This window comes from Pseudomonas sp. GCM10022186 (assembly GCF_042656385.1).
GTDB lineage: Bacteria > Pseudomonadota > Gammaproteobacteria > Pseudomonadales > Pseudomonadaceae > Metapseudomonas.
The window spans coordinates 8,882-28,088 of sequence record NZ_JBHSOU010000061.1 but is presented as its reverse complement, the minus strand read 5'-3'; the positions used below and the strand labels follow the sequence as shown (position 1 = coordinate 28,088).

Annotated in this window: 18 protein-coding genes and 1 pseudogene; 8 read left to right on the top strand and 11 right to left on the bottom strand. The window is 62.4% G+C overall.

The genetic code is table 11. The features are described from left to right. The first annotated feature begins 21 nt into the window (after nucleotides 1-21). Nucleotides 22-4,698 carry a CHASE domain-containing protein gene (locus ACFPU0_RS20880; RefSeq protein WP_377695188.1) on the top strand — a complete coding sequence of 1,559 codons (4,677 nt, stop codon included), beginning with the start codon at nucleotides 22-24 and terminating at the stop codon, nucleotides 4,696-4,698. A gap of 142 nt (nucleotides 4,699-4,840) precedes the next feature. On the opposite strand, the gene ACFPU0_RS20875 is transcribed toward ACFPU0_RS20880, so the two are convergent. Then, nucleotides 4,841-5,473: a LysE family translocator gene (locus tag ACFPU0_RS20875; protein ID WP_377695187.1), complete on the bottom strand. Its 633-nt coding sequence runs from the start codon at nucleotides 5,471-5,473 to the stop codon at nucleotides 4,841-4,843. Nucleotides 5,474-5,575: 102 nt separating this feature from the next. Continuing rightward, complete coding sequence (locus ACFPU0_RS20870; RefSeq protein ID WP_377695185.1) at nucleotides 5,576-6,289, bottom strand: AraC family transcriptional regulator; 714 nt, start codon at nucleotides 6,287-6,289, stop codon at nucleotides 5,576-5,578. Between the two features lie 392 nt (nucleotides 6,290-6,681). Between ACFPU0_RS20870 and ACFPU0_RS20865 the strand changes: the two genes are divergently transcribed. Beyond that, on the top strand, nucleotides 6,682-6,969 hold the full coding sequence (locus ACFPU0_RS20865) for a VOC family protein (protein ID WP_377695184.1): 288 nt from the start codon (nucleotides 6,682-6,684) through the stop codon (nucleotides 6,967-6,969). Nucleotides 6,970-7,185: 216 nt separating this feature from the next. On the opposite strand, the gene ACFPU0_RS20860 is transcribed toward ACFPU0_RS20865, so the two are convergent. Then, the gene (locus ACFPU0_RS20860) at nucleotides 7,186-7,416 is read right to left on the bottom strand and encodes a hypothetical protein (RefSeq protein WP_377695183.1); all 231 of its coding nucleotides are present in this window, start codon (nucleotides 7,414-7,416) and stop codon (nucleotides 7,186-7,188) included. Further along, nucleotides 7,407-8,333, bottom strand: a complete 927-nt coding sequence (locus ACFPU0_RS20855; protein ID WP_377695182.1) for a LysR family transcriptional regulator — start codon at nucleotides 8,331-8,333, stop codon at nucleotides 7,407-7,409. The genes ACFPU0_RS20860 and ACFPU0_RS20855 overlap by 10 nt, the downstream gene beginning before the upstream one ends. 179 nt (nucleotides 8,334-8,512) lie before the next feature. On the opposite strand from ACFPU0_RS20855, the gene ACFPU0_RS20850 reads away from it, so the two are divergent. From ACFPU0_RS20850 to ACFPU0_RS20835, 4 genes are all read left to right on the top strand, one after another. Next, the gene (locus ACFPU0_RS20850) at nucleotides 8,513-9,853 is read left to right on the top strand and encodes a dicarboxylate/amino acid:cation symporter (RefSeq protein WP_377695181.1); all 1,341 of its coding nucleotides are present in this window, start codon (nucleotides 8,513-8,515) and stop codon (nucleotides 9,851-9,853) included. A gap of 63 nt (nucleotides 9,854-9,916) precedes the next feature. Further along, nucleotides 9,917-10,816, top strand: coding sequence for a L(+)-tartrate dehydratase subunit alpha (ttdA, locus tag ACFPU0_RS20845; protein ID WP_377695180.1), 900 nt, complete (start codon nucleotides 9,917-9,919; stop codon nucleotides 10,814-10,816). After that, nucleotides 10,813-11,421: a L(+)-tartrate dehydratase subunit beta gene (gene ttdB, locus ACFPU0_RS20840; protein WP_120650582.1), complete on the top strand. Its 609-nt coding sequence runs from the start codon at nucleotides 10,813-10,815 to the stop codon at nucleotides 11,419-11,421. Before ttdA ends, ttdB begins: the two co-directional genes overlap by 4 nt. Nucleotides 11,422-11,663: 242 nt before the next feature. Continuing rightward, complete coding sequence (locus tag ACFPU0_RS20835) at nucleotides 11,664-12,530, top strand: isocitrate lyase/PEP mutase family protein (protein WP_377695179.1); 867 nt, start codon at nucleotides 11,664-11,666, stop codon at nucleotides 12,528-12,530. Between the two features lie 180 nt (nucleotides 12,531-12,710). On the opposite strand, the gene ACFPU0_RS20830 is transcribed toward ACFPU0_RS20835, so the two are convergent. Genes ACFPU0_RS20830 through ACFPU0_RS20820 form a run of 3 tightly spaced genes read right to left on the bottom strand, consistent with a single transcriptional unit; the run spans nucleotide 12,711 to nucleotide 14,327 of the window. Further along, nucleotides 12,711-12,953 carry a cyclophilin-like fold protein gene (locus ACFPU0_RS20830; protein WP_377695227.1) on the bottom strand — a complete coding sequence of 81 codons (243 nt, stop codon included), beginning with the start codon at nucleotides 12,951-12,953 and terminating at the stop codon, nucleotides 12,711-12,713. Further along, nucleotides 12,950-14,170 (bottom strand): MFS transporter, encoded by a 1,221-nt coding sequence (locus ACFPU0_RS20825; RefSeq protein ID WP_377695178.1) that lies wholly within the window; start codon nucleotides 14,168-14,170, stop codon nucleotides 12,950-12,952. The genes ACFPU0_RS20830 and ACFPU0_RS20825 overlap by 4 nt, the downstream gene beginning before the upstream one ends. Further along, nucleotides 14,151-14,327: a hypothetical protein gene (locus ACFPU0_RS20820; RefSeq protein WP_377695229.1), complete on the bottom strand. Its 177-nt coding sequence runs from the start codon at nucleotides 14,325-14,327 to the stop codon at nucleotides 14,151-14,153. Before ACFPU0_RS20820 ends, ACFPU0_RS20825 begins: the two co-directional genes overlap by 20 nt. Nucleotides 14,328-14,504: 177 nt before the next feature. On the opposite strand from ACFPU0_RS20820, the gene ACFPU0_RS20815 reads away from it, so the two are divergent. Continuing rightward, on the top strand, nucleotides 14,505-15,395 hold the full coding sequence (locus ACFPU0_RS20815) for a LysR family transcriptional regulator (RefSeq protein ID WP_377695177.1): 891 nt from the start codon (nucleotides 14,505-14,507) through the stop codon (nucleotides 15,393-15,395). Between the two features lie 336 nt (nucleotides 15,396-15,731). Here the strand turns inward: ACFPU0_RS20815 and ACFPU0_RS20810 are convergent, their stop codons facing one another. The 3 genes from ACFPU0_RS20810 to ACFPU0_RS20800 all read right to left on the bottom strand — a co-directional run bounded on the left by ACFPU0_RS20810 (nucleotide 15,732) and on the right by ACFPU0_RS20800 (nucleotide 18,153). Continuing rightward, complete coding sequence (locus ACFPU0_RS20810) at nucleotides 15,732-16,277, bottom strand: carboxymuconolactone decarboxylase family protein (RefSeq protein ID WP_377695176.1); 546 nt, start codon at nucleotides 16,275-16,277, stop codon at nucleotides 15,732-15,734. 189 nt (nucleotides 16,278-16,466) lie between these two features. Then, entirely contained in the window at nucleotides 16,467-17,084 is a 618-nt protein-coding gene (locus tag ACFPU0_RS20805; protein ID WP_377695175.1) for a nitroreductase family protein, read from the bottom strand. Between the two features lie 112 nt (nucleotides 17,085-17,196). Then, nucleotides 17,197-18,153 (bottom strand): AraC family transcriptional regulator, encoded by a 957-nt coding sequence (locus ACFPU0_RS20800; RefSeq protein WP_377695174.1) that lies wholly within the window; start codon nucleotides 18,151-18,153, stop codon nucleotides 17,197-17,199. A 235-nt stretch (nucleotides 18,154-18,388) separates the two neighbouring features. On the opposite strand from ACFPU0_RS20800, the pseudogene ACFPU0_RS20795 reads away from it, so the two are divergent. Further along, nucleotides 18,389-18,610, top strand: a pseudogene (locus tag ACFPU0_RS20795) (integrase); the annotation flags it as partial. 197 nt (nucleotides 18,611-18,807) lie between these two features. Here ACFPU0_RS20795 and ACFPU0_RS20790 read toward each other — a convergent pair. Then, a partial coding sequence (locus tag ACFPU0_RS20790; protein ID WP_377695173.1) for a putative sulfate exporter family transporter occupies nucleotides 18,808-19,207 on the bottom strand: 400 nt, incomplete at its 5' end.

The window sequence follows — 19,207 nt, the reverse complement described above, 5'->3', positions numbered from 1 at the left end:
CGATCGGAAAGGACATTCCCCATGCAGCGTAGCGCTCTGCACCCGGCAACCCCCGCACGCTGGCTGGGCGTCGTCCTCGTGCTTGCCGCCCTTTACTATGGGGCCGCTCGCCTGGGGCTGCTCCTGGCCTTCGCCAACACCAACGCATCGCCGGTCTGGCCGCCATCCGGCATTGCCTTCGCTGCGCTGCTGCTGTTCGGTTATCGCGTGTGGCCGGCCATTGCCATCGGTGCCTTTGCCGCCAACTTTGCCGTGTTCGCCGCCAATCAGGTGGCGCCCGGCGGCACGGTGATCCTTGCGTCATGGGCCATTGCCATCGGCAACACCCTTGAAGCCGTGCTCGGTTGCTATCTGTTGCGCGCCTGGGTGAAGTCCGGACGCTTCCTGGCATCACCGCAAGCCGTCGCCCAATTCGTGCTGGTCACCCTGCTGATGTGCACGGTCAGTGCCGGTATCGGCACCAGCAGCCTGATCCTCAGCGGTATCGCACCAGCACCCGCGACGACCATCATCGCCACGACCTGGTGGCTGGGCGATACCGCCGGCATCCTTATGCTGACGCCCTTGCTGCTCAGTTGGGGCGCTCGGTCCGGGGCATCCGCAGCGAGGCGATCGGCCCTCGAAATGGCGCTGTCGGCGATAGGGCTGACGTTGGTGCTGCTGGCCCTGTTCGGCAGGCGCTTTCCCAGCGATGCCAGCAACCACGCGTTGGTGTATCTGTTGTTGCCCGCCATTGCCTGGACCGCATATCGCTACGGGGTACGCGGCGTCACGGTGGTCGTGCTGCTGGTGACCGGCAGCGCCGTCTGGAGCACGACTCAGGGTTACGGGCCCTTTACCAGCGGCACACTGCATGAATCCTTGCTGACCCTGGAAATATTCATTGCGCTCACCAGCGTCACCGGCCTGGTGCTGGCGGCCGATCTCGCTGAACGGTCCAGTAGCGTCCAGGCAACGGGGCTCGCCGTGCCGTTTCGCCAGGTTCGCCCGTACTGGCTGGCGCTGTCCGTCAGCCTCGGCCTGACCGTGCTGGCCTGGCATTTCATGGCATCACAGGCGGACGCCAACGCCGCGGCCCGGTTCGCGCTCCTGGAAAATGACGTCAAACAGCGCATCGTCGAGCGCCTGAAAGCCTATGAACAAGTGCTGCGCAGCGGCCAGGGACTGTTCCGCGCGTCCCAGTCGGTCGAGCGTGATGAATGGCGGCAATTCGTCCTGACCCAGGATGTCGCACAAACCTATCCCGGCATTCAGGGCATCGGTTACGCGAAGTATTTCGCGCCGGGGCACAAGGCTGCGCTGGAGAGTCGCGTGCGGGCGGAAGGCTTCCCCGATTTCCGGGTCTGGCCGCCTGGCGAGCGCGAGGAATACAGCACGATCCTGTTCCTCGAACCGTTCAGCGGCCGGAACCTGCGGGCATTCGGTTACGACATGCTGACCGAATCGGTACGCCGCGCCACCATGACCCAGGCAAGGGATTCAGGCCAGGCCACCCTTTCCGGCAAGGTCAGGCTGGTGCAGGAGACGGATGACGACGTACAGGTAGGTGCCCTGCTGTATTTGCCGATCTATCGCAATGGCATGCCGATCTCGACGGTGGCTGAGCGCCGTCTGGCCCTGGAAGGCTATGTGTACAGCCCGCTGCGGATCAATGACTTCATGGCGGGGACGCTCGGTACCCAGCCCGCTGAATATGCCCTGCAGATCTTCGATGGCAATGGGGAAGCCGAGTCGGCCCGGATGTACTCCCGGGGCTCGCTGTCGGCGCGGGAGCAAGCCCAGTATCCCAATCCGCTCACCCGCCAATCGACCATTACCCTGGCGGATCATCAATGGACCCTCAAACTCACGACGCTCCCGGCATTCGAGGCCTCGATCGACCGGCAGAAAGCGGATGTCGTCCTGGTCTGCGGTTCGCTCATCAGCCTGCTGCTGTTCTTCGTCGTGCGGAACCTGACCACCTTGCGTGAGGACGCGCGGGCACTCGCCGAGAAACTGACCGTCGCGTTCACCGAGTCGGAGATCCGCTTCGGCACCCTGGTCGATGCCGCCAGTGAGTTCGCGATCATCGCCACTGATGTCACCGGCACCATCAAGACATTCAATACCGGGGCGCAGCGGATGCTGGGCTACCGTGCCGACGAGTTGGTCGACCAGCACGGGACGTCCCTGTTGCATCTCGGCGAGGAGGTGGAAGCGCGTGGTAACGAGTTGAGCCAGGAGCTGGGTTATCCGGTTACCGGTTTCGAGGTGTTCGTAGCCAGGGCACGCCAGGGGCGGGCCGAAACCCACGAGTGGACCTATGTGCGCAAGGATGGCTCGCAACTCCCGGTTCAGCTGACGGTCACTGCGGTGCGAAATTCGGCCGACACCATTGTCGGGTTCCTCGGCATTGGCAAGGACATCAGCCAGGAGCGGGAAGCGGCGCAGCAGCTGCGCAATGCCAAGGAGCGCGCGGAGCTGGCCAGTCGTTCCAAGAGCGAATTCGTCGCCAGCATGAGCCACGAGATCCGCACGCCGATGAGCGCTGTGCTGGGCATCGCCCAACTGCTGACCAACACCTCCCTGACCGCCGATCAACGCAAATACGTGCAAATGCTCCGGGGCGCCGGTGAGTCCTTGCTGGTCATTCTCAATGACGTGCTGGACTTCTCCAAGCTCGAGGCCGGGCAACTGTCGATCAACCCCGCCCCGTTCCGCCTGGACGATGTGCTCAATGCGCTGGCCACTGTCATGTCGGTCAACGCGGCGCACAAGGACCTGGAATTGGTCATCGGGGTCGAGCCCGACGTACCGCAAGCCTGCATCGGTGATGCGCAGCGCCTGCAGCAGGTGTTGGTCAATCTGGTGGGGAACGCCATCAAGTTCACCGAGCGTGGCGAGGTTGCCGTACTGGTGCAACGGGAGGAGGGCGATGCGGAAACCGTCACGCTGTGCTTCCGGGTGCGCGATACCGGCATCGGTATGAGCGCCGAACAGATGGAGCGCCTGTTCGCGCCATTCGCGCAGGCCGACAGCACCATCGCCCGTCGTTTCGGCGGGACGGGTCTGGGGCTGGCGATCTCGAAACGCCTGGTGACCCTCATGGAGGGCACCATCGGCGTAGACAGCAGGGTTGGCACCGGCAGTGAGTTCCGCGTGGTGCTTCCGCTTCTGCTGCAATCGAGCCAGGCCAGCGAAGACAGTGCGCAACGATCGCGAATCAGCCTGGGCGATCTGCGCATTCTGGTGGTCGATGACAACCCGACCAACCGTGAGTACCTGTGCAAGATGATCGCCGGCTGGCACTGGCAAGTCGATGGCGTGGCCTCGGGTGAGCAAGCGGTGGAACGGGTGCGCAGTCTGCGACTGCGCAACGAGTTCTATGATGTGGTCATAGCCGACTGGCAGATGCCCGGGATGGATGGCCTCAGTACCCTGCAGGCGATCCGTGCGCTGCTCCCCAAGCGCGCGTTACCCACTGTCGTCATGGTCAGTGCCTTCGCGCAGGGCCAACTGATGCAGTCGCCCGCGGCGAGCATGGCCGATGCGGTTTTGATCAAACCTGTCACCAGCTCCAACCTGTTCGACACCCTGTTTGAAGCACTGGCAGCACGGACAGGGCTGCAGATCGGCGACCTCCCCGAGAGCGGCAGCACTGGTTCCGCCAAACCCTTGCAGGGTGTGCACCTGCTGCTGGTCGAAGACAATCCGCTGAATCAGGCGGTAGCCAGAGGCATGCTGGAACACGCCGGTGCGACCGTGGAGGTCGCCGACAATGGCCAACAGGCTGTCGACAGGTTGCGTGCCGATTCGCAGCGATATCAGCTGGTGCTCATGGACGTGCACATGCCGGTGCTGGATGGTTTTTCCGCGACCCGCGTGATCCGCGATGAGTTGCACTTGCAACTGCCTGTATTGGCCATCTCTGCGGGCGTGTTGGATTACGAACGTGACCAGTGCGTAGCGGCGGGTATGGATGGCTTCATCGCCAAACCCATCAACGTCGAGCAGATGCTGGCTGTCATCGGCCAACATCTGCCCGCTGGCATCCACATGGCCGGATCGCTCCCCGCAGTTCCGGCGCCAGTGTCCTCGAGGCCCCCGGTCGACGAACCGGCGACCTTTGATCTCGGGCCGTTAATGGCCCTCAGCAAGAACGACCACGTCTATCTCGGCACCCTCATAGCACTGGTCAGGGAATTCGTGGCCGATGGGCGCGCTCCCCTCGGCGAGGCGCGTCGTGCCTGGGAGGAAGGTCGACAGCGTGACTCGGCGACCCTGCTTCACACGCTACGGGGCTCTCTCGGCTCACTGGGTGCACGGCGCTTTGCCGCAACCGCGCTGCAACTGGAAACGGCCATTCATGCCGGCAACCGCACAGAGGTCGAGAAGTCGTTCGCTGTGATCGCAGAGGACCTGGACGCCACGCTGACCGCTGCGAAAGCGTGGCTCGCCAGCCAGGGGATGCCTGAAGTGGATGAGCATGACCCCGCGGACTGCACACCGATCCAGGTTTCGCAGCTCTACGACCTCCTGCAGCAACAGGATTTCGAGGCCTGCTCAGTCTACGGCCGCATGCGATCGTCATTGCTCGCTCGGTTGGGCAGCGAAAAGCTGGCTGAGCTGGACCTGGCCATGGATCGCCTGGACTTCCATGCGGCCATGGGAGTTATTCAGCCGCTGTTGGAAGCACAGCCTGGCTCCCGTCGTGCTTGAGATGGGCGGTAGCGGCCACTGTCGAGAGGCCGCTACCGGCCCGGGCTGTGTGAAAGCGTCGGCCTCGCACTTCGCCGCGCCGACTGGATCAAACTCATGATCGCATTCCGCTGTTTCCCGCGATGCCAACCATGTTCGCTGATCAGGCTACGGTTTGACTTTCCGTAGCCAGGCGCAAGCCCATCGCCACCAGCACACCACCGCATGTCCGATTCAGCCAGACCTGAACTGCTGGTCGTGATTGGATCTTTCCGGATAACGTCCCCGCAAAGTATCCAATCGGCATCTTCACCACGAAAGTCAGCAGTGCGAAGGTAGCCCCCAATGCCATCAAGGCCTCGGTCGGATGGGCGTTATCCACTTTCACGAACTGTGGCAGGTAAGCGAAGTAGAAGATCGCAATCTTGGGGTTGCTTATATTGGATAGAGCGCCCCTCAAGAAGAGCGAGTGCAGATTTCCCTTCGCCTGGGTCGAACTGGCGAGGTCAATTGGCGGTGCCCGAAATGCCTTGATGCCCAAATACAGCATGTAGGCTGCACCGGCATATTTCATGATGCTGAATGCCAGCTCAGACGCCTGCAGCAATGCGCCGAGGCCCAGGCCCGCGAGAACCGTATGCCCCAGCAAACCGGTGCCGACGCCGGCAGCGGTAATCACGCCCGCACTGGAGCCGCGGGCAATTGAGTGGGAAAGCACCAGGACCATGTCTTGGCCGGGTGAAAGGATGATCAGCATTGAGGTCGCGACGAATACGACTATCGATGAATCCAGCATTTTCAGGGGCTCCGGCTTATCTGGTACCCCTTCAACGTACCGCGCGACGAGCATTCCGAGTTTGCCGGAAAGCCGATTTTGTGTGGCTGAAAGCCGCTATTGCTACTGCTTGGAGCGCAGCTTTCTGGGCGGATAACCAAAGTGGCTGGCGAAGCGACGGCTGAAGGCAGATAGATCCTGGTAACCCACCTGGCTGGCAATCAGGCTGACCGGGTAGTCGGTATGGACCAGCAAAGCCCTTGCCTTGTTCATGCGAAGTGTCAGCAAGTACTCGCCAGTGGTCTTGCCGGTCTCTTTCTTGAACAGCAATTTCAGTTGACTGACACTGAGGAAGGCCACGGAAGCCAGTTCGGCTAGGGAGGGGGATACGCTGAGATCCTTTTCCAGGGATTCCACGACCCTTGCAATTCGGGGGTCCATCGTCGGCAGGAACGTCTGCTCGTTCATGAGCTGCACAAACCATTCGCCCATGCTCCGTTCCAGAGCGGGGCTTACACACTGTTCAAGTTGCTTCTGGGCAAAGAAACAGAATGCCTGCATCGATTCAGACACCCTGACAAAGGAATCCTGCAAGGACTGCATGCTGGATGGCAGCTCATCCAGGTCTGCGACAAGAAAACAGGAGCCTTTGCCAGGCGCGAAACGGTGCTCGTCTCCTGCGAGCGTGATGATGCACTGTCCGGGGGCGGCTCGCCCCTCGTGCCGGCCAGTATGGATATCGACGGTTCCTACCAGAGGTAGAACCAGTTGATGGTGGTCATGGGAGTGGGTATGCGAAACGAACGTATAAGAGCGAATCGAAAGTCTGGCCGCCATGATTGTCGCTACCGTCCATTGAACTCTGCCTTATACATAGCCCGGGAAGACCAGGGCAATTTGGTGACGTAGAACCTGGTGGTTGTGAAGTCAGGTGAAGAGTGGAGCTTGCGGTTGGCGCCAATCGGCATGGGCCCAAGCGGAGGGAACGCTTTCCGCCGTCACTGGCAGGCCGTTTGGATCCAGGCTGTGTGAAAACCACTGCAGACACCCTCCGCAGCTTGGGGGCACAGCACTGGTGGTCGGCCTGCTGCCGAACGAGGTGTGCACAAGCAGACGACCGCGCCTACCTCCTGCTTCCCGCTTGCCTAATGTTACTAGTAAAGGTCGGCAGGGCCGGCCGGAACATGCATCGGGCGGTCGCGCGCCGCTCGGTGGGGAGGTGAACTGGAATGTTATCCAAGGCGATTGTGACGACGATGCTGCCGGTGATCGATCTGCTGCGTGCGCGCGATTTCTACGAGAGCAAGCTCGGCCTGACGCCGGCTGGCCTGAAGCCGGACGGCAAGTTCATCTATGAGTGTGGTGGCGGCGCGCTGCTGGCGCTGTTTCCCCGCCCCGGCGGCACCAAGGCCGATCACACGGCGATCAGCTTCCAGGTGGAGAACAGGCGATTGCCGAGCTCAAGGCAAACGGCGTGGTGTTCGAGGACTACGACTACCCCGACCTGCGCACAGTGAACCATGTCTGTGTGCTGGGTGCGGAAAAGGCGGCCTGGTTCCGGGACACAGAGGGCAACTTCCTTTGCATTCACGAGGACATCGGCTGAATGGCCCGGCACCACAAACGCTGGCACGAGCAGGACTGACGTCTCGTCTGGAAAGAGGTCAAGCAAAGCCACTCGCCGAGCGTCCCGCGCCTTCGGCCGGAGCTTCATGGTTCCAGGTGGCAAGCCGTCAGGCCGCCATCATTGAGCGGAAGCAGCCAGCAATCCCGTCCCGCTCGCCTCGTGCGAAGCGAAGCAGGCCACGCCAGCGCCGCCGTCCTGCGGTGGGCGGCGGCACGGGGGCGATGCAGGTTTTCTTCGCGAGTTCCTCGGAATCCCGGTAGTTCATGGTGCCGAGTGACAGCGCATCGACCGTGCGCATTCGCACCGATTGGGTTGACGGGCGGATCGTTACCGCCATTTGCCGAGGCTATCGCTCTGTCCTTTCGCTTTGTGCTGGAAAACGTCGCGCAGGTGATCGACGAAGAGAGACACCTTCGCAGACAGGTTGAGACGCTCCAGATAGACGGCATAGATGTCCGCAGGCGGCGTTTCATAATCGCCCAGGACCTCGACCAGGCGGCCATCCCTGAGGTGACTGGCCAGGTTCCACTCGGCGCGCATCAGGATGCCGTGCCCCTCCAGCGCCCAGTTCAATGCAACCTCGCCGTCATTGGTACTGAGGCCGCCACGTACCTTGATCGATTCGCTCTGCTTGCCCCGACTGAGCCGCCAGATGCCAAAGGCCGCGTCGTTCTGGCGCAAGACGATGCAGTTGTGCCGCATCAGGTCCTTGGGCGTTTCCGGCGAACCGAAGCGTTCCAGGTAAGCAGGCGCTGCGCAGAGGCGACGTCGGTTCTCAGCGATCTTGCGGGCGATCAGCCGGGAGTCGGGCAACTCACCGAAGCGAATGGCGACGTCGATGGCATCGTCCGGCAGGTTGATCGGCCGGTCAGTCAGGTGCAGTTGCACTTCGACTTCCGGGTAGCGCGAGACGAAGGACGAAATGGCCGGGCCGACGTGGGTGCGGCCGAAGCCCAGCGGCGCGTTGACCCGCAGCAATCCCTTGGGCTCCGCGCGGCTGCTGGAGATCTGACTCTCCATTTCCTCGATCTCGCCGAGGATCCGCTGGGCATTGACCAGATAGAGCTCGCCCTCCGCCGTGAGGCTGATGCTGCGCGTGGTGCGATTGAGCAGCCGCACGCCCAGTCGCTGCTCCAGTTGTGCCAGACGCTTGGAGACCGCCGGCGGCGTCAGGTTCAGCTCACGCGCCGTGGCCGCAAGGCTGCCCAGCCTGACCAGCTGGGTGAAGAAGGCCAATTCGGACACCGGATTCATTAGTAACCCCAGAGAAACAATGAAATAACTTTCATTGTATTACTCAATTTCCGGGAAACCATTAATTTTGCTTCCGTGAATTGCCCACACGAACTCTGGGGCATTTGCCCGCCATCGCCCGGTAAAGCCGCCCGGGTGGAAACCCAAATCCGACTCACAACAATAATTCGGAGAACACCATGGCCAAGCGATTCCTAGGAAAGCTCTATGTCCAGGTTCTGATCGGCGTGACCATCGGCATTCTGCTCGGTGTGTTCTGGCCACAATTCGGTACCGACCTCAAGCCGGTCGGCGATGCCTTCATCAAACTGATCAAGATGGTCTTCGCACCGATCATCTTCGCCACGGTGGTGCTCGGCATCGCCAAGATGGAAAACATGAAGGAACTCGGCCGGGTCGGCGTTCGTGCGCTGATCTATTTCGAGGTCCTCTCGACCTTCGCCCTGGTGTTGGGCCTGGTGGTGGTCAACTTCGTGCAGCCCGGCCAGGGCATGAATGTCGACCCGGCCACCCTCGACACCAGGAGCATCGCCACCTACACCGCCACGGCAGCGAGTGGCTCCGGCAGCTTCACCGACTTCCTGCTGCACATCATCCCTGCCAGCGTCACCGATGCCTTCGCGAAGAACGAGATCCTGCAGATCCTGCTGTTCTCGACCCTGTTCGGCATCGCCCTGTCCCACCTCGGACCGCGCGGCAAGCCGATGGTCGATGTGCTGGAAGCCTTCTCCCACGGCATGTTCCATATCGTCGGCATGGTCATGCGCGTCGCCCCGCTGGCCGCCTGCGGCGCGATGGCCTTCACCGTCGGCAAGTACGGGCTGGGCTCGATCGTTTCGCTCGGCAAGCTGATGGCGACCATGTACCTGACCTGCTTCCTGTTCGTGGTCATCGTCCTCGGCTTCATCGCTCGCCTGTCCGGCTTCAGCCTGTGGAAGTTCCTCAAGTACCTCAAGGAAGAGCTGTTCACCGTGCTGGGCACCAGTTCCTCGGAATCGGTGGTACCGCAGCTGATGAACAAGCTGGAGCACGCCGGCGTCTCCAAGCCGGTGGTAGGCCTGGTGATCCCCTCCGGGTTGACCTTCAACCCTGACGGGCAGTGCATCTACTACACGATGGCAGCCATCTTCATCGCCCAGGCCACCAACACGCCGCTGACCCTGACCGACCAGCTGATCGTGCTCGGCGTACTGCTCCTCACCTCGAAAGGTTCCGCGGGTGTCACCGGCTCCGGCTTCATCACCCTGGCTGCCACCCTGGCTTCGCTGGACAACATTCCGGTCGCCGGCATGGTGCTGCTGCTCGGCGTCGACCGTTTCATGTCCGAGGCGCGTGCCATCACCAACACCATCGGCAACGCGGTCGGGACCATGGCCATCGCCAAGTGGGTCGGTGCCCTGGACAAATCCCGAATGGAACAGGTGCTGGACGGCAGCGACCTGCCGGAACAGAACCAGGCGCAGGAATCACCGGCGCCAAACCACAGCGTAAAGCCGGTCACGACAGCCACCGGCGCCTGATTCAGCAGGCACGCCAACGGAATACCAACAGACCCGCCTTGTGATGCAGTGAGGAGAATCAAAGTGGATAACGAATCAGCCGTTCAATCGCTTACCGACGTGATGGCCAAGTTCACCGCCTATATCGGCAAGCGCCTGCCGAAGGACGTCAAGGAAAAGACCGCAAAGTTGCGCGCCGCGGAAACCAATTCCCTGGCCATCGAGATCTACGATTCGATGGCCGAGAACCAGGACTACGCGGACAAGCTCGACCGCCCGAGCTGCCAGGACACCGGGGTCATCCAGTACTTCATCTCCGCTGGTGCCAGGTTCCCACTGCTGGGCGAGCTGGAAGGCATCCTGCAGAACGCGACCCTGGAAGCCACCAGAAAAGGGCCGCTGCGCCACAACGCCGTGGAGACCTTCGACGAGAAGAACACCGGTACCAACACCGGCTCGAAGATCCCGTGGCTGGACTGGGAAATCATCCCCGACGCCGACTACGCCCTGATCGACGTGTACATGGCCGGTGGCGGCTGCACCCTGCCGGGATCGGCCAAGGTCCTGATGCCCGGCCAGGGCTACGAGGGCGTGACCGAATTCGTCTTCGACGTGATCACCTCCCGCGGCGTGAACGCTTGCCCGCCGCTGCTGGTCGGTGTCGGCGTGTCCACCTCGGTGGAGACCGCCGCACGCCTGTCGAAGCGGGCGATCCTGCGCCCGGTGGACTCCAGCCACCCCAACGAGAACGCGGCGATGATGGAAAGGCTCCTCGAGGAGGGCCTCAACGAGATCGGCATCGGCCCCCAGGGACTCACCGGCAACAGCAGCGTGATGGGTGTGAACATCGAATCCTCGGCGCGTCACCCGTCGACCATCGGCGTGGCCGTTTCCACCGGCTGCTGGGCGCACCGTCGTGGCAAGATCCGCATCAACGCCGACCTGTCCTACGACATCCTCTCCCACGAAGGAGTAGTACTGTGAAAAAAGTTCTCTCGACCCCGATCAAGGACGAAGACCTCGCGGCCCTCAACGTCGGCGATGTGGTCTACCTGACCGGCCAGCTGGTGACCTGTCGCGACGTGGCGCACCGCCGCCTGATCGAGCTCAAGCGCGAATTGCCTGTTGACCTGCGTGGCGGGGCGATCTTCCACGCCGGGCCGATCGTGCGCAAGAAGGATGACGGCAGCTTCGAGATGGTTTCCATCGGCCCGACCACCAGCATGCGCATGGAGAAGTTCGAACGTCAGTTCATCGAGGAAACCGGCGTCAAGCTGATCATCGGCAAGGGCGGCATGGGCCCGGAAACCACCGCCGGATGTCTGGAAAACAAGGCTGTGCACGCGGTGTTCCCCGGCGGCTGCGCGGTACTGGCCGCCACCAAGGTGGAGGAAATCGAACGCGCCGAGTGGCAGGACCTGGGGATGCCGGAAACCCTGTGGGTCAACCGTGTTCGCGAGTTCGGTCCTCTGATCATCTCCATCGACACCAAGGGCAACAACCTTTTCGAGCAGAACAAGGCGCGCTTCAACGAACGCAAGGGCGCTGTCATCGAGAAGATCAACAGCCAGGTGCGCTTCATCAAGTGATCCTGTTGGGCGATCTGGGCCCGGATGCCGTGATCGCCCCCCATCATGCTGCCCGTGCAAGGGGCCATGGACTGGCCGGCGGCGGGTTTCCGCCTTCCTTCCCCTGGACTGCGGCGCCTTTCCCCCATTTGCCGGCGAGTCACACCGGTCGCATCGGCGAGCTACAGGCATCTCGACCTTGGGTACAGGACTTGCAGAGCTTGAACGGTAGAAGACCCGACAAAGATCCAAGGGATAAGACCATGCAGAAAGCCTGTCACCACGATCTGCGCAACGCCTTCCGTGCATTGCTCGACAGTCCCGCCTGTTATCACACGGCCTCCGTGTTCGATCCCATGTCGGCACGCATCGCCGCCGACCTCGGCTTCGAGGTCGGCATCCTGGGCGGCTCGGTCGCGTCCCTGCAAGTGCTCGCCGCACCGGACATCGCCCTGATCACCCTCAGCGAGTTCGCCGAGCAGGCTACCCGCATTGGCCGGGTTGCCCGCCTGCCGGTGATCGCCGACGCCGATCACGGATACGGCAACGCCCTCAACGCCATGCGCACGGTGATCGAGCTGGAGCGCGCCGGTGTGGCCGCGCTGACGCTGGAGGACACGCTGTTGCCGGCCCAGTTCGGACGCAAATCCTACGACCTGATCAGTGTCGAAGAAGGCATCGGCAAGCTGCGCGCCGCCCGGGAAGTCCGCGATGACAAGGCATTGGCCATCGTCGCCCGCACCCACGCGGGGGTGCAGCCGCTTGCCGATGTCGTCCACCGTACCCGCGCCTACCAGGATGCCGGCGCTGACGGCATCTGCCTGGTCGGCGTGAAGGACTTCGCTCATCTCGAGGCCATCGCCGAAGACCTGCGCGTGCCGCTGATGCTGGTGACCTATGGCAACCCGGAACTGCGCGATGACTTGCGCCTGGCGGAGCTGGGCGTGCGCATCGTGGTGGATGGTCATGCCGCCTACTTTGCGGCGATCAAGGCCACCTACGACAGTTTGCGTGAGCAGCGCGGCATCGCCAACGGTAACGGCCTCAGCGCCTCGGAACTGGTCACCCGATACAGCTGCCCTGACGACTACATCACCTGGGCGCGGGACCATATGAATGTAAGGGAGTGAGGCTGAGCCTGTTCCAGCGCAGCACCCGGCGCCTGAGCCTGACCGAGGCCGGCGAGCGCTTTCTCGGCAACGTCGGCGGCGGGTTGGAGAGCATCCAGGCGGCCATCGCCGATCTCGCCAGCAGCGCTAGCGCGCCGGGTGGTGCGCTGCACCTGTCGGCGGCCCCGGCCTTCGGCCGGATCAGTCCGACGAAAACACAACCCTTACACCGTCCCGACCAAGCACCTGCGCCAGGTCGATGGGGGCATCCACGCGGCCGAGGCGGGTGTATGAGTACGACGAGTCGAACGTCAGGTAGAAGACGACCACTGTTTCCGCGCCGTACAGCATGAGATCGCCGTTGCGGATCGTCCCCGGCCGGCTTGCGTCCGTGGGCAATGGTTGCGCCAGGTCGGCGTGCTTTTCATTCTGTTCTGCGTTCAGGCGCGCTGTGTTGCTTGCCAGCGCGAGGTGGCGAAAGTCAGGAGGGCCGCAAGTAGCAGCAGGGTTGCGCTCGCGACGAAGGTGCTGCGGTAACCACTGCTGTCGAACAGCAAACCGCCCACCGTGGAGCCCAGGGCGATGGCCAGCTGGATCACGGCCACCATCAGTCCACCACCGGCCTCGGCGTCCCTGGGCATGGCTTGGGCTATCCAGCTCCACCAGCCCACCGGGGCCGCGGTGGCCATCAACCCCCAGAGGCCCAGCAGCGCCGCGACCGCGGCGGCCCAACTGCCGAAGGGAATCAGCGCCACGGCGATCACCGCCATCAGGATCGGGATGAGGCTCAATGTCCCGTACAGGCTGCGCCTGAGGAACGCGCCGATGATCAGGGTGCCAGCGAAGCCGGCCACGCCGATCACGAGAAGGATAAGTGACAGTGTGGAGACCTCGACCCGCGTTACGGTTTCGAGGAACGGCCGTACATAGGTGAACAGGGCGAACTGGCCCATGAAGAAGAGCCCACAGCCGGCCATGCCCAGCGCCACGGATCGATCCTTGAACAGCTTGAAGACATTGCCGGAAGCCGGCGTGCGCACCTGCGTTTTCATGGACGGCAGGCTGGCCCACTGCCAGACCAGGGCTACCGCCGCCACTGGCACCAGGCAGAGGAAGGCGCCGCGCCAACCAATGACCGAGCCCAGATAACTGCCCAGCGGCGCGGCAATCACGGTGGCCAGGGCGTTGCCGCCGTTGAAGATGGCCAGGGCCCGGGGTACGCGGTCGGCCGGGACCAGGCGCATGGCCGTCGCCGCCGACATGGACCAGAAGCCGCCGATGACCACGCCGATGAGCGCACGGCCAACCATGTACATCGGATAGTTCGGCGCCAGCGCGACGACCGCGCCGGAGACCGCCATCAGGCCGGTCAGGGCCAGCAGCAGCGTCTTGCGATCCATGCTGCCGGCGAGCCGTGCAATCGACAGGCTGGTCAGGACCGCCAGTGCGCCGGAGATCGCGATGCCTTGTCCGGCCATCCCTTCGTTGACCTGGAGATCGGCCGCCAGCGGCGTCAGCAGGCTGACGGGCATGAACTCCGAGGCGATCAGCGCGAAGATGCACAGCGTCATCGCAAGCACGCCGCTCCAATGGGCGGTTTGCGCCTTTGCCTGGGGGATGGAAACGGTGCCCGCAGGGGCGTCACTTGCCTGGGTATTCATCAAGCGCTTCGCCGTGCTCTGGTAACTGCAGGTTGTCCTGGAAGAACCGGGTCACCTTGTCGCTCTTGTAGAAGTTGTCCGCACCGTTGGACATGTCGGCTCCCATCGTGGTGAACGAACTGATCAGAAGCCCAAGCAATACGAGGAATCTTTTCATTGGATCGTCCTGTTCGGGTGAATGGCCCGTCTCGGAGGCGTGAGCGGACGGCTCTGCAGCAAGGCGAGACAAGTCGGGGAGGCGTTATTGTTGCGAAGTGATGGGTCTTTGATTAGCTAATGAATGCTTAATGCGGTTATAAATCTGGCTAATCAATTCCTCGCCAGGCACGTTGTCATGCCCAGACATAACTTCAACGAACTGATGGCCTTCGTGACGGTGGCCCGCGAAGGCAGCTTCACCCGCGCGGCGTCTCAGCTGGGCGTCACCCAGTCGGCCATCAGCCAGGTGGTTTCGGCGCTGGAGGCGCGCCTGGAAATTCGCTTGCTCACCCGTACCACGCGCAGCGTTGCGCTGACGGCCGCTGGCGAACGCCTGCTGGAAGCCATCGGCCCTCGCTTCGACGAAATCGAGACCGAACTCGATGCGTTGACCGAACTGCGCGACAAGCCGGCCGGCACGGTACGCATCACCTGCGGCGACCACATCGTCAAATCGACCCTGCTGCCGAAGCTGATGCCGTTGCTCAAGGCATACCCCGACATCCGGTTGGAGTTCGACATCAACTACGGCTTCCGCGATATCGTTGCCGATCGCTTCGATGCGGGCGTGCGTTTTGGCGAAACCCTGGACCAGGACATGATCGCCATCCCCATCGGTCCGCAAGTGCGCATGGCGGCCGTCGCGGCGCCGGACTATTTCACCGAAAACCCCATCCCCAGGAATCCGCGCGATCTGGTGAAGCATCGTTGCATCGACATCCGCTTCCCAACCCATGGCGGCATGGATGCCTGGGAGTTCGAGCGCCGGGGCAAGAAGCTCAAGGTGAGGGTCGATGGTCGGCTGGTGTTCAACACCACCCCCCACATCGTGGATGCCGCCCTGGGCGGAATGGGCATTGCCTACCTGCCGGAGGACGAGTTTTCCCCGCACATCGCAGAAGGACGCTTGATCCGCGCACTGGAAGACTGGTGCCCCTATTTCTCGGGATATCACCTGTACTACCCGAGTCGAAGGCAACCGTCGCCGGCCTTTTCCCTGGTTGTCGATGCGCTGCGGGTGAATTGACGGAGCAGCGCGAGGAAGGCCGGATCGTGGCTCTCGCTCGCCATGCGCGGTGCGGCTCATAGGTAAGGCCCGTCTCCTCCAACATGAGGCGGACCTTGACCCCATTGGGCGTTACGGTGGAAAAGAGTTGTAGCCGATCAGGGTACGGCGTCAGCCGGCGCATGAGAATTGGATGATCGAGGTCACGTTCTTCCTCCTGGATTTGTCGGCACATACGAAAAGCCCAGAGGCATTCCCAAGAGTCTTTCCTGAGGTGCCTCCGGGCTATAGCGTTACGTTCGCATCAGATGACACCTTCCAGGTCCCTCTGTGATGGTCGATGCGCGCGGATAGAGGTCAGATCGAGCCTGCCGGCGTAACGGCGGGAAAGTCCTTCTCGGGATCGAACACGTTATTGAAAAAGTTCGTCAGGGAGTACATGGCCACCAACGCGACGATCTCCATGACGTTCGCATCCGTGTAGCCGGCATCGCGGACGGCTTTCAGATCGGCGTCAGTGACCTGGCCGCGGGCCTCGATGACTTTGCGTGCGAACTGGGTCGCGGCGTCACGCTTCGGTTCGTTGGCACGACCCTTCCGCGCGAGAATGATTTCATCGGCCGGCAGCTTGGCCATGTGCGTGGCCGTAAAGCTATGAACCCCCAGGCAGTAGTTGCAGCCATTCACCTCGGATACAGCAAGCCCGATGCTGTCACGCGTCTTCACGTCGAGCGCCTTGCTCAGGGAGCCGAGCAGGGTGGCCCACGCGTTGAATGCAATCGGGCTCTGGGCGAAGATCGCCATCATATTTGGGGTGAACCCGATGTTCTTGGTGAACATATCGAGAGTCGCTTTCGAATCGGCCGGAACCTGTTCCGGTTTCAGAGCAGTAGATCTTTGCATCGTTGTCTTCCTTTCAGTTACTGGTTTCGCTAATTGGGGAAAGTCCACGCGGGAACCATCCCTCGGGCTACTTCGCGCCCAGGCCCTGGGTCGAAGCTGGTCAGGCTTTCAAGAGGGAGCTCGCTTGCGGTCGGTTCGCACTTGAAGGCCGCTTGGTCGTTCGCAGCGATCACTTTCGCCGCGTCGCACCTAGATCAAATCCAACACCTCATCCAGCGGACGGCGCGGCTTCTGTGCCCAGTTGCCTGGACGCTCCGCCCCGATGGACAAGAGCATGACCGGCACTTCGTCCTCGGCCAGTCCGAACTCGCGGTGCACCGCTTCGGCATCGAAACCGATCATCGGGGTCGAACCCAGTCCCAGTGAGCGGGCTGCATAAATCATCGCGGCCGCGCCGAAGGTGCCGGTACGTACTGCCTCGTCGCGTTGCCGCTGTGGGTGCTCCTGATACAGATCGCGTGCGGGGATTTCCCATTCCGGAACCATCGTCTCCGGCATGACGCCCGCTGCAACCAACGGCGCCAGGCGTTCCGGTATTACGCTGGAATCGGCCAACTGGCCGCAGACGATGAAGGTAACGGCAGCATCGGTGATTGCAGGCTGATTCCAGGCGATCGGACTCAGCCGAGCCTTGGCTTCATGCGTGCGCACAGCAATGAAGCGCCAGTTCTGCAAGTGAAAGGATGTCGGCGCGGAGGTGCCGATGCGCACCAACTCGCGGATTTGGTCATCGCTCAGGGTGGCTGCAGGGTCGTAGTACTTGGCGGCGCTGCGGCTGAGGATGCATTCAATGACGGCGTTTGACATGGAGACTCCTGCATCAGGTGATTTGGAGTCTCCACTTTAGGTCTGCCCAATACTGACTTTCGAGACTGGATCTGCTCAATAAAATGCTCGAAAGGATCAAGACAGCAGTGCATTACTCGCCGTCGCGTGCCAGACGGCGCCATTGCCCCGGCGTCATTCCCATCCTGTCGGTGAACACACGCCGGAATGCCGATACGGATTGATACCCGACTGACTCGGCCACGGCCTCGGTGGTCATCGCTAGCTTCTTCAGCTCGTTCGCGGCGAGGCTCATCCGGATATCGGTCAACAGTTCGATGGCCGAACGCCCCAGCGCGTCCTGAAAGTGCCGCATGAAGGTGGCGCGTGACATGCTGCACAAGTCGGCTAGATCAGGCAGGTTCCAGGGCCGCGCCGGGTCGGCGAACATGGCCGAAATGGCCGGGGCCAGCCGTGGATGGCCGGCCAGCGCCAACAAGCCTGCCGAGGCTTGCTCGGACTCGCTCGCCGCGCGCAGTACCAGGGTGAACAGCGCCGAGCTAAGCGCGTTGAGGATGGCGAGTCCGCCTGGTTTGTCGCCGTCGGACTCCATGCGCATCAGCCCCACGAGACTGGCCAGGTGATTCGAAGCGGACACGATGCCCTCTTCACCATGGCGGTCCAGGGCCCGTACCACCAGATTCGTGGGGAGATAATTGCGAATCAGCCGATCATGGGGCGGTCCGATGAAAAATCGCCCGCACAGCAGGTCCAGATGCTCGCCCTGGCCATCATTCTCGCTGAGCATCCATCCTGCAGAACCTTGGCGATTGTAGGTAAGCCCTGGCGCATGTCCGCTACCATCATGCAGCACGTGCGCCGCCCCGTGAGGCAACAGCACGATATCTCCGCTCACCAACTCCATGGCCGTCTCCCGCTCCGGATCTTCGAGAACGGCCCGGCCCTTGAGCACGATGTGGTAGGGAATCTCGTGAGCCGCAGCCTGAGCCCAAACCACACGCCATGGCGCACCGTAGGCACAGCGGACCTCCAACTGACCCTTGATGGTGATCATTTGCAGGAGATTGCTCAGCCAGTCGATTTGTGACATAGGGCCTCGGGAGCTTGAAACGCCAAAGCATCTTATTGCAGTTGCACGCCGGTTGTACGCACCATCAAGTCCCAGTGCGTGCGCTGATTGGACAAATAGCGCGCGAATTCGTACAGGGAACCGGATGGCACTGAATCGCCCCGGATTTCCTGGCTATTCGATGATCGCTTTCGGCCGGTTAGCACCCCTTGCACTCGCTGGCCATCGTTGTCCTCCCTCACATGGAGGACAAGCCATGAACATTGCTATCTGCGGCCATCAACCTTGGAACAAAGGAAAATTGGCCGGGCAGAAAGCCCCGCTCCGACGTAGAGATTTCTGGGCGATCCGGGTACGGCTCCAAATTGCGGAGAGAGCCCGGGATCTGGCTCTCTTCGATCTGGCCTTCGATAGCAAGCTGCGAGCCTGCGACTTAACCAAGCTCCGGGTGCGCGACGTTGCCCATGGTGATCACGTGTAACCGCGAGCCATCGTGATGCAGCAGAAAACTCAGCGACCAGTACTCATCGGACGTCTGGAAGCGATGCCCGTCGACCGCCGTCAGCGCAGCAGGGTGGGGGTAAAAAAGCCGCGTAACGGAGCCGACGGTAAGAGCTCCGACGCGGCATAAAGCCCTGTTTGACCAGGACGTCGATGACCCCGCAGGGGTTCGGTTCACCTGACCCAGTGCAGCATGGCCAGGACCAGGGCGGCGAGGAAGGCGGTCTCGCCCACCATCAGCAGGATGGGTTTGATGCCCACCGTGGCCAGCTCCTTGAGCTGGGTCTTCATGCCGAGGGCGCTGATGGCGATCACCAGGCACCAGCGCGACAGTTCATTGCCCGCCTGCTGCACCAGCGGCGGAATGACCCCGGTGCTGTTGGCGGCGGCCAGCACCACGAAGCCCACGGCGAACCAGGGCAGCAGCGGCGGCCGCTTGCTGCCGGGCTCGGCGCCACGGACGCGGGTGATCATGGCGGCGCAGAGGATCACCGGCAGCGGCATGGCCACCCGCATCAGCTTGACCACGGTGGCGCTGTCGCCGGTCTCGTGGGACATGCTGTAGCCGGCGCCG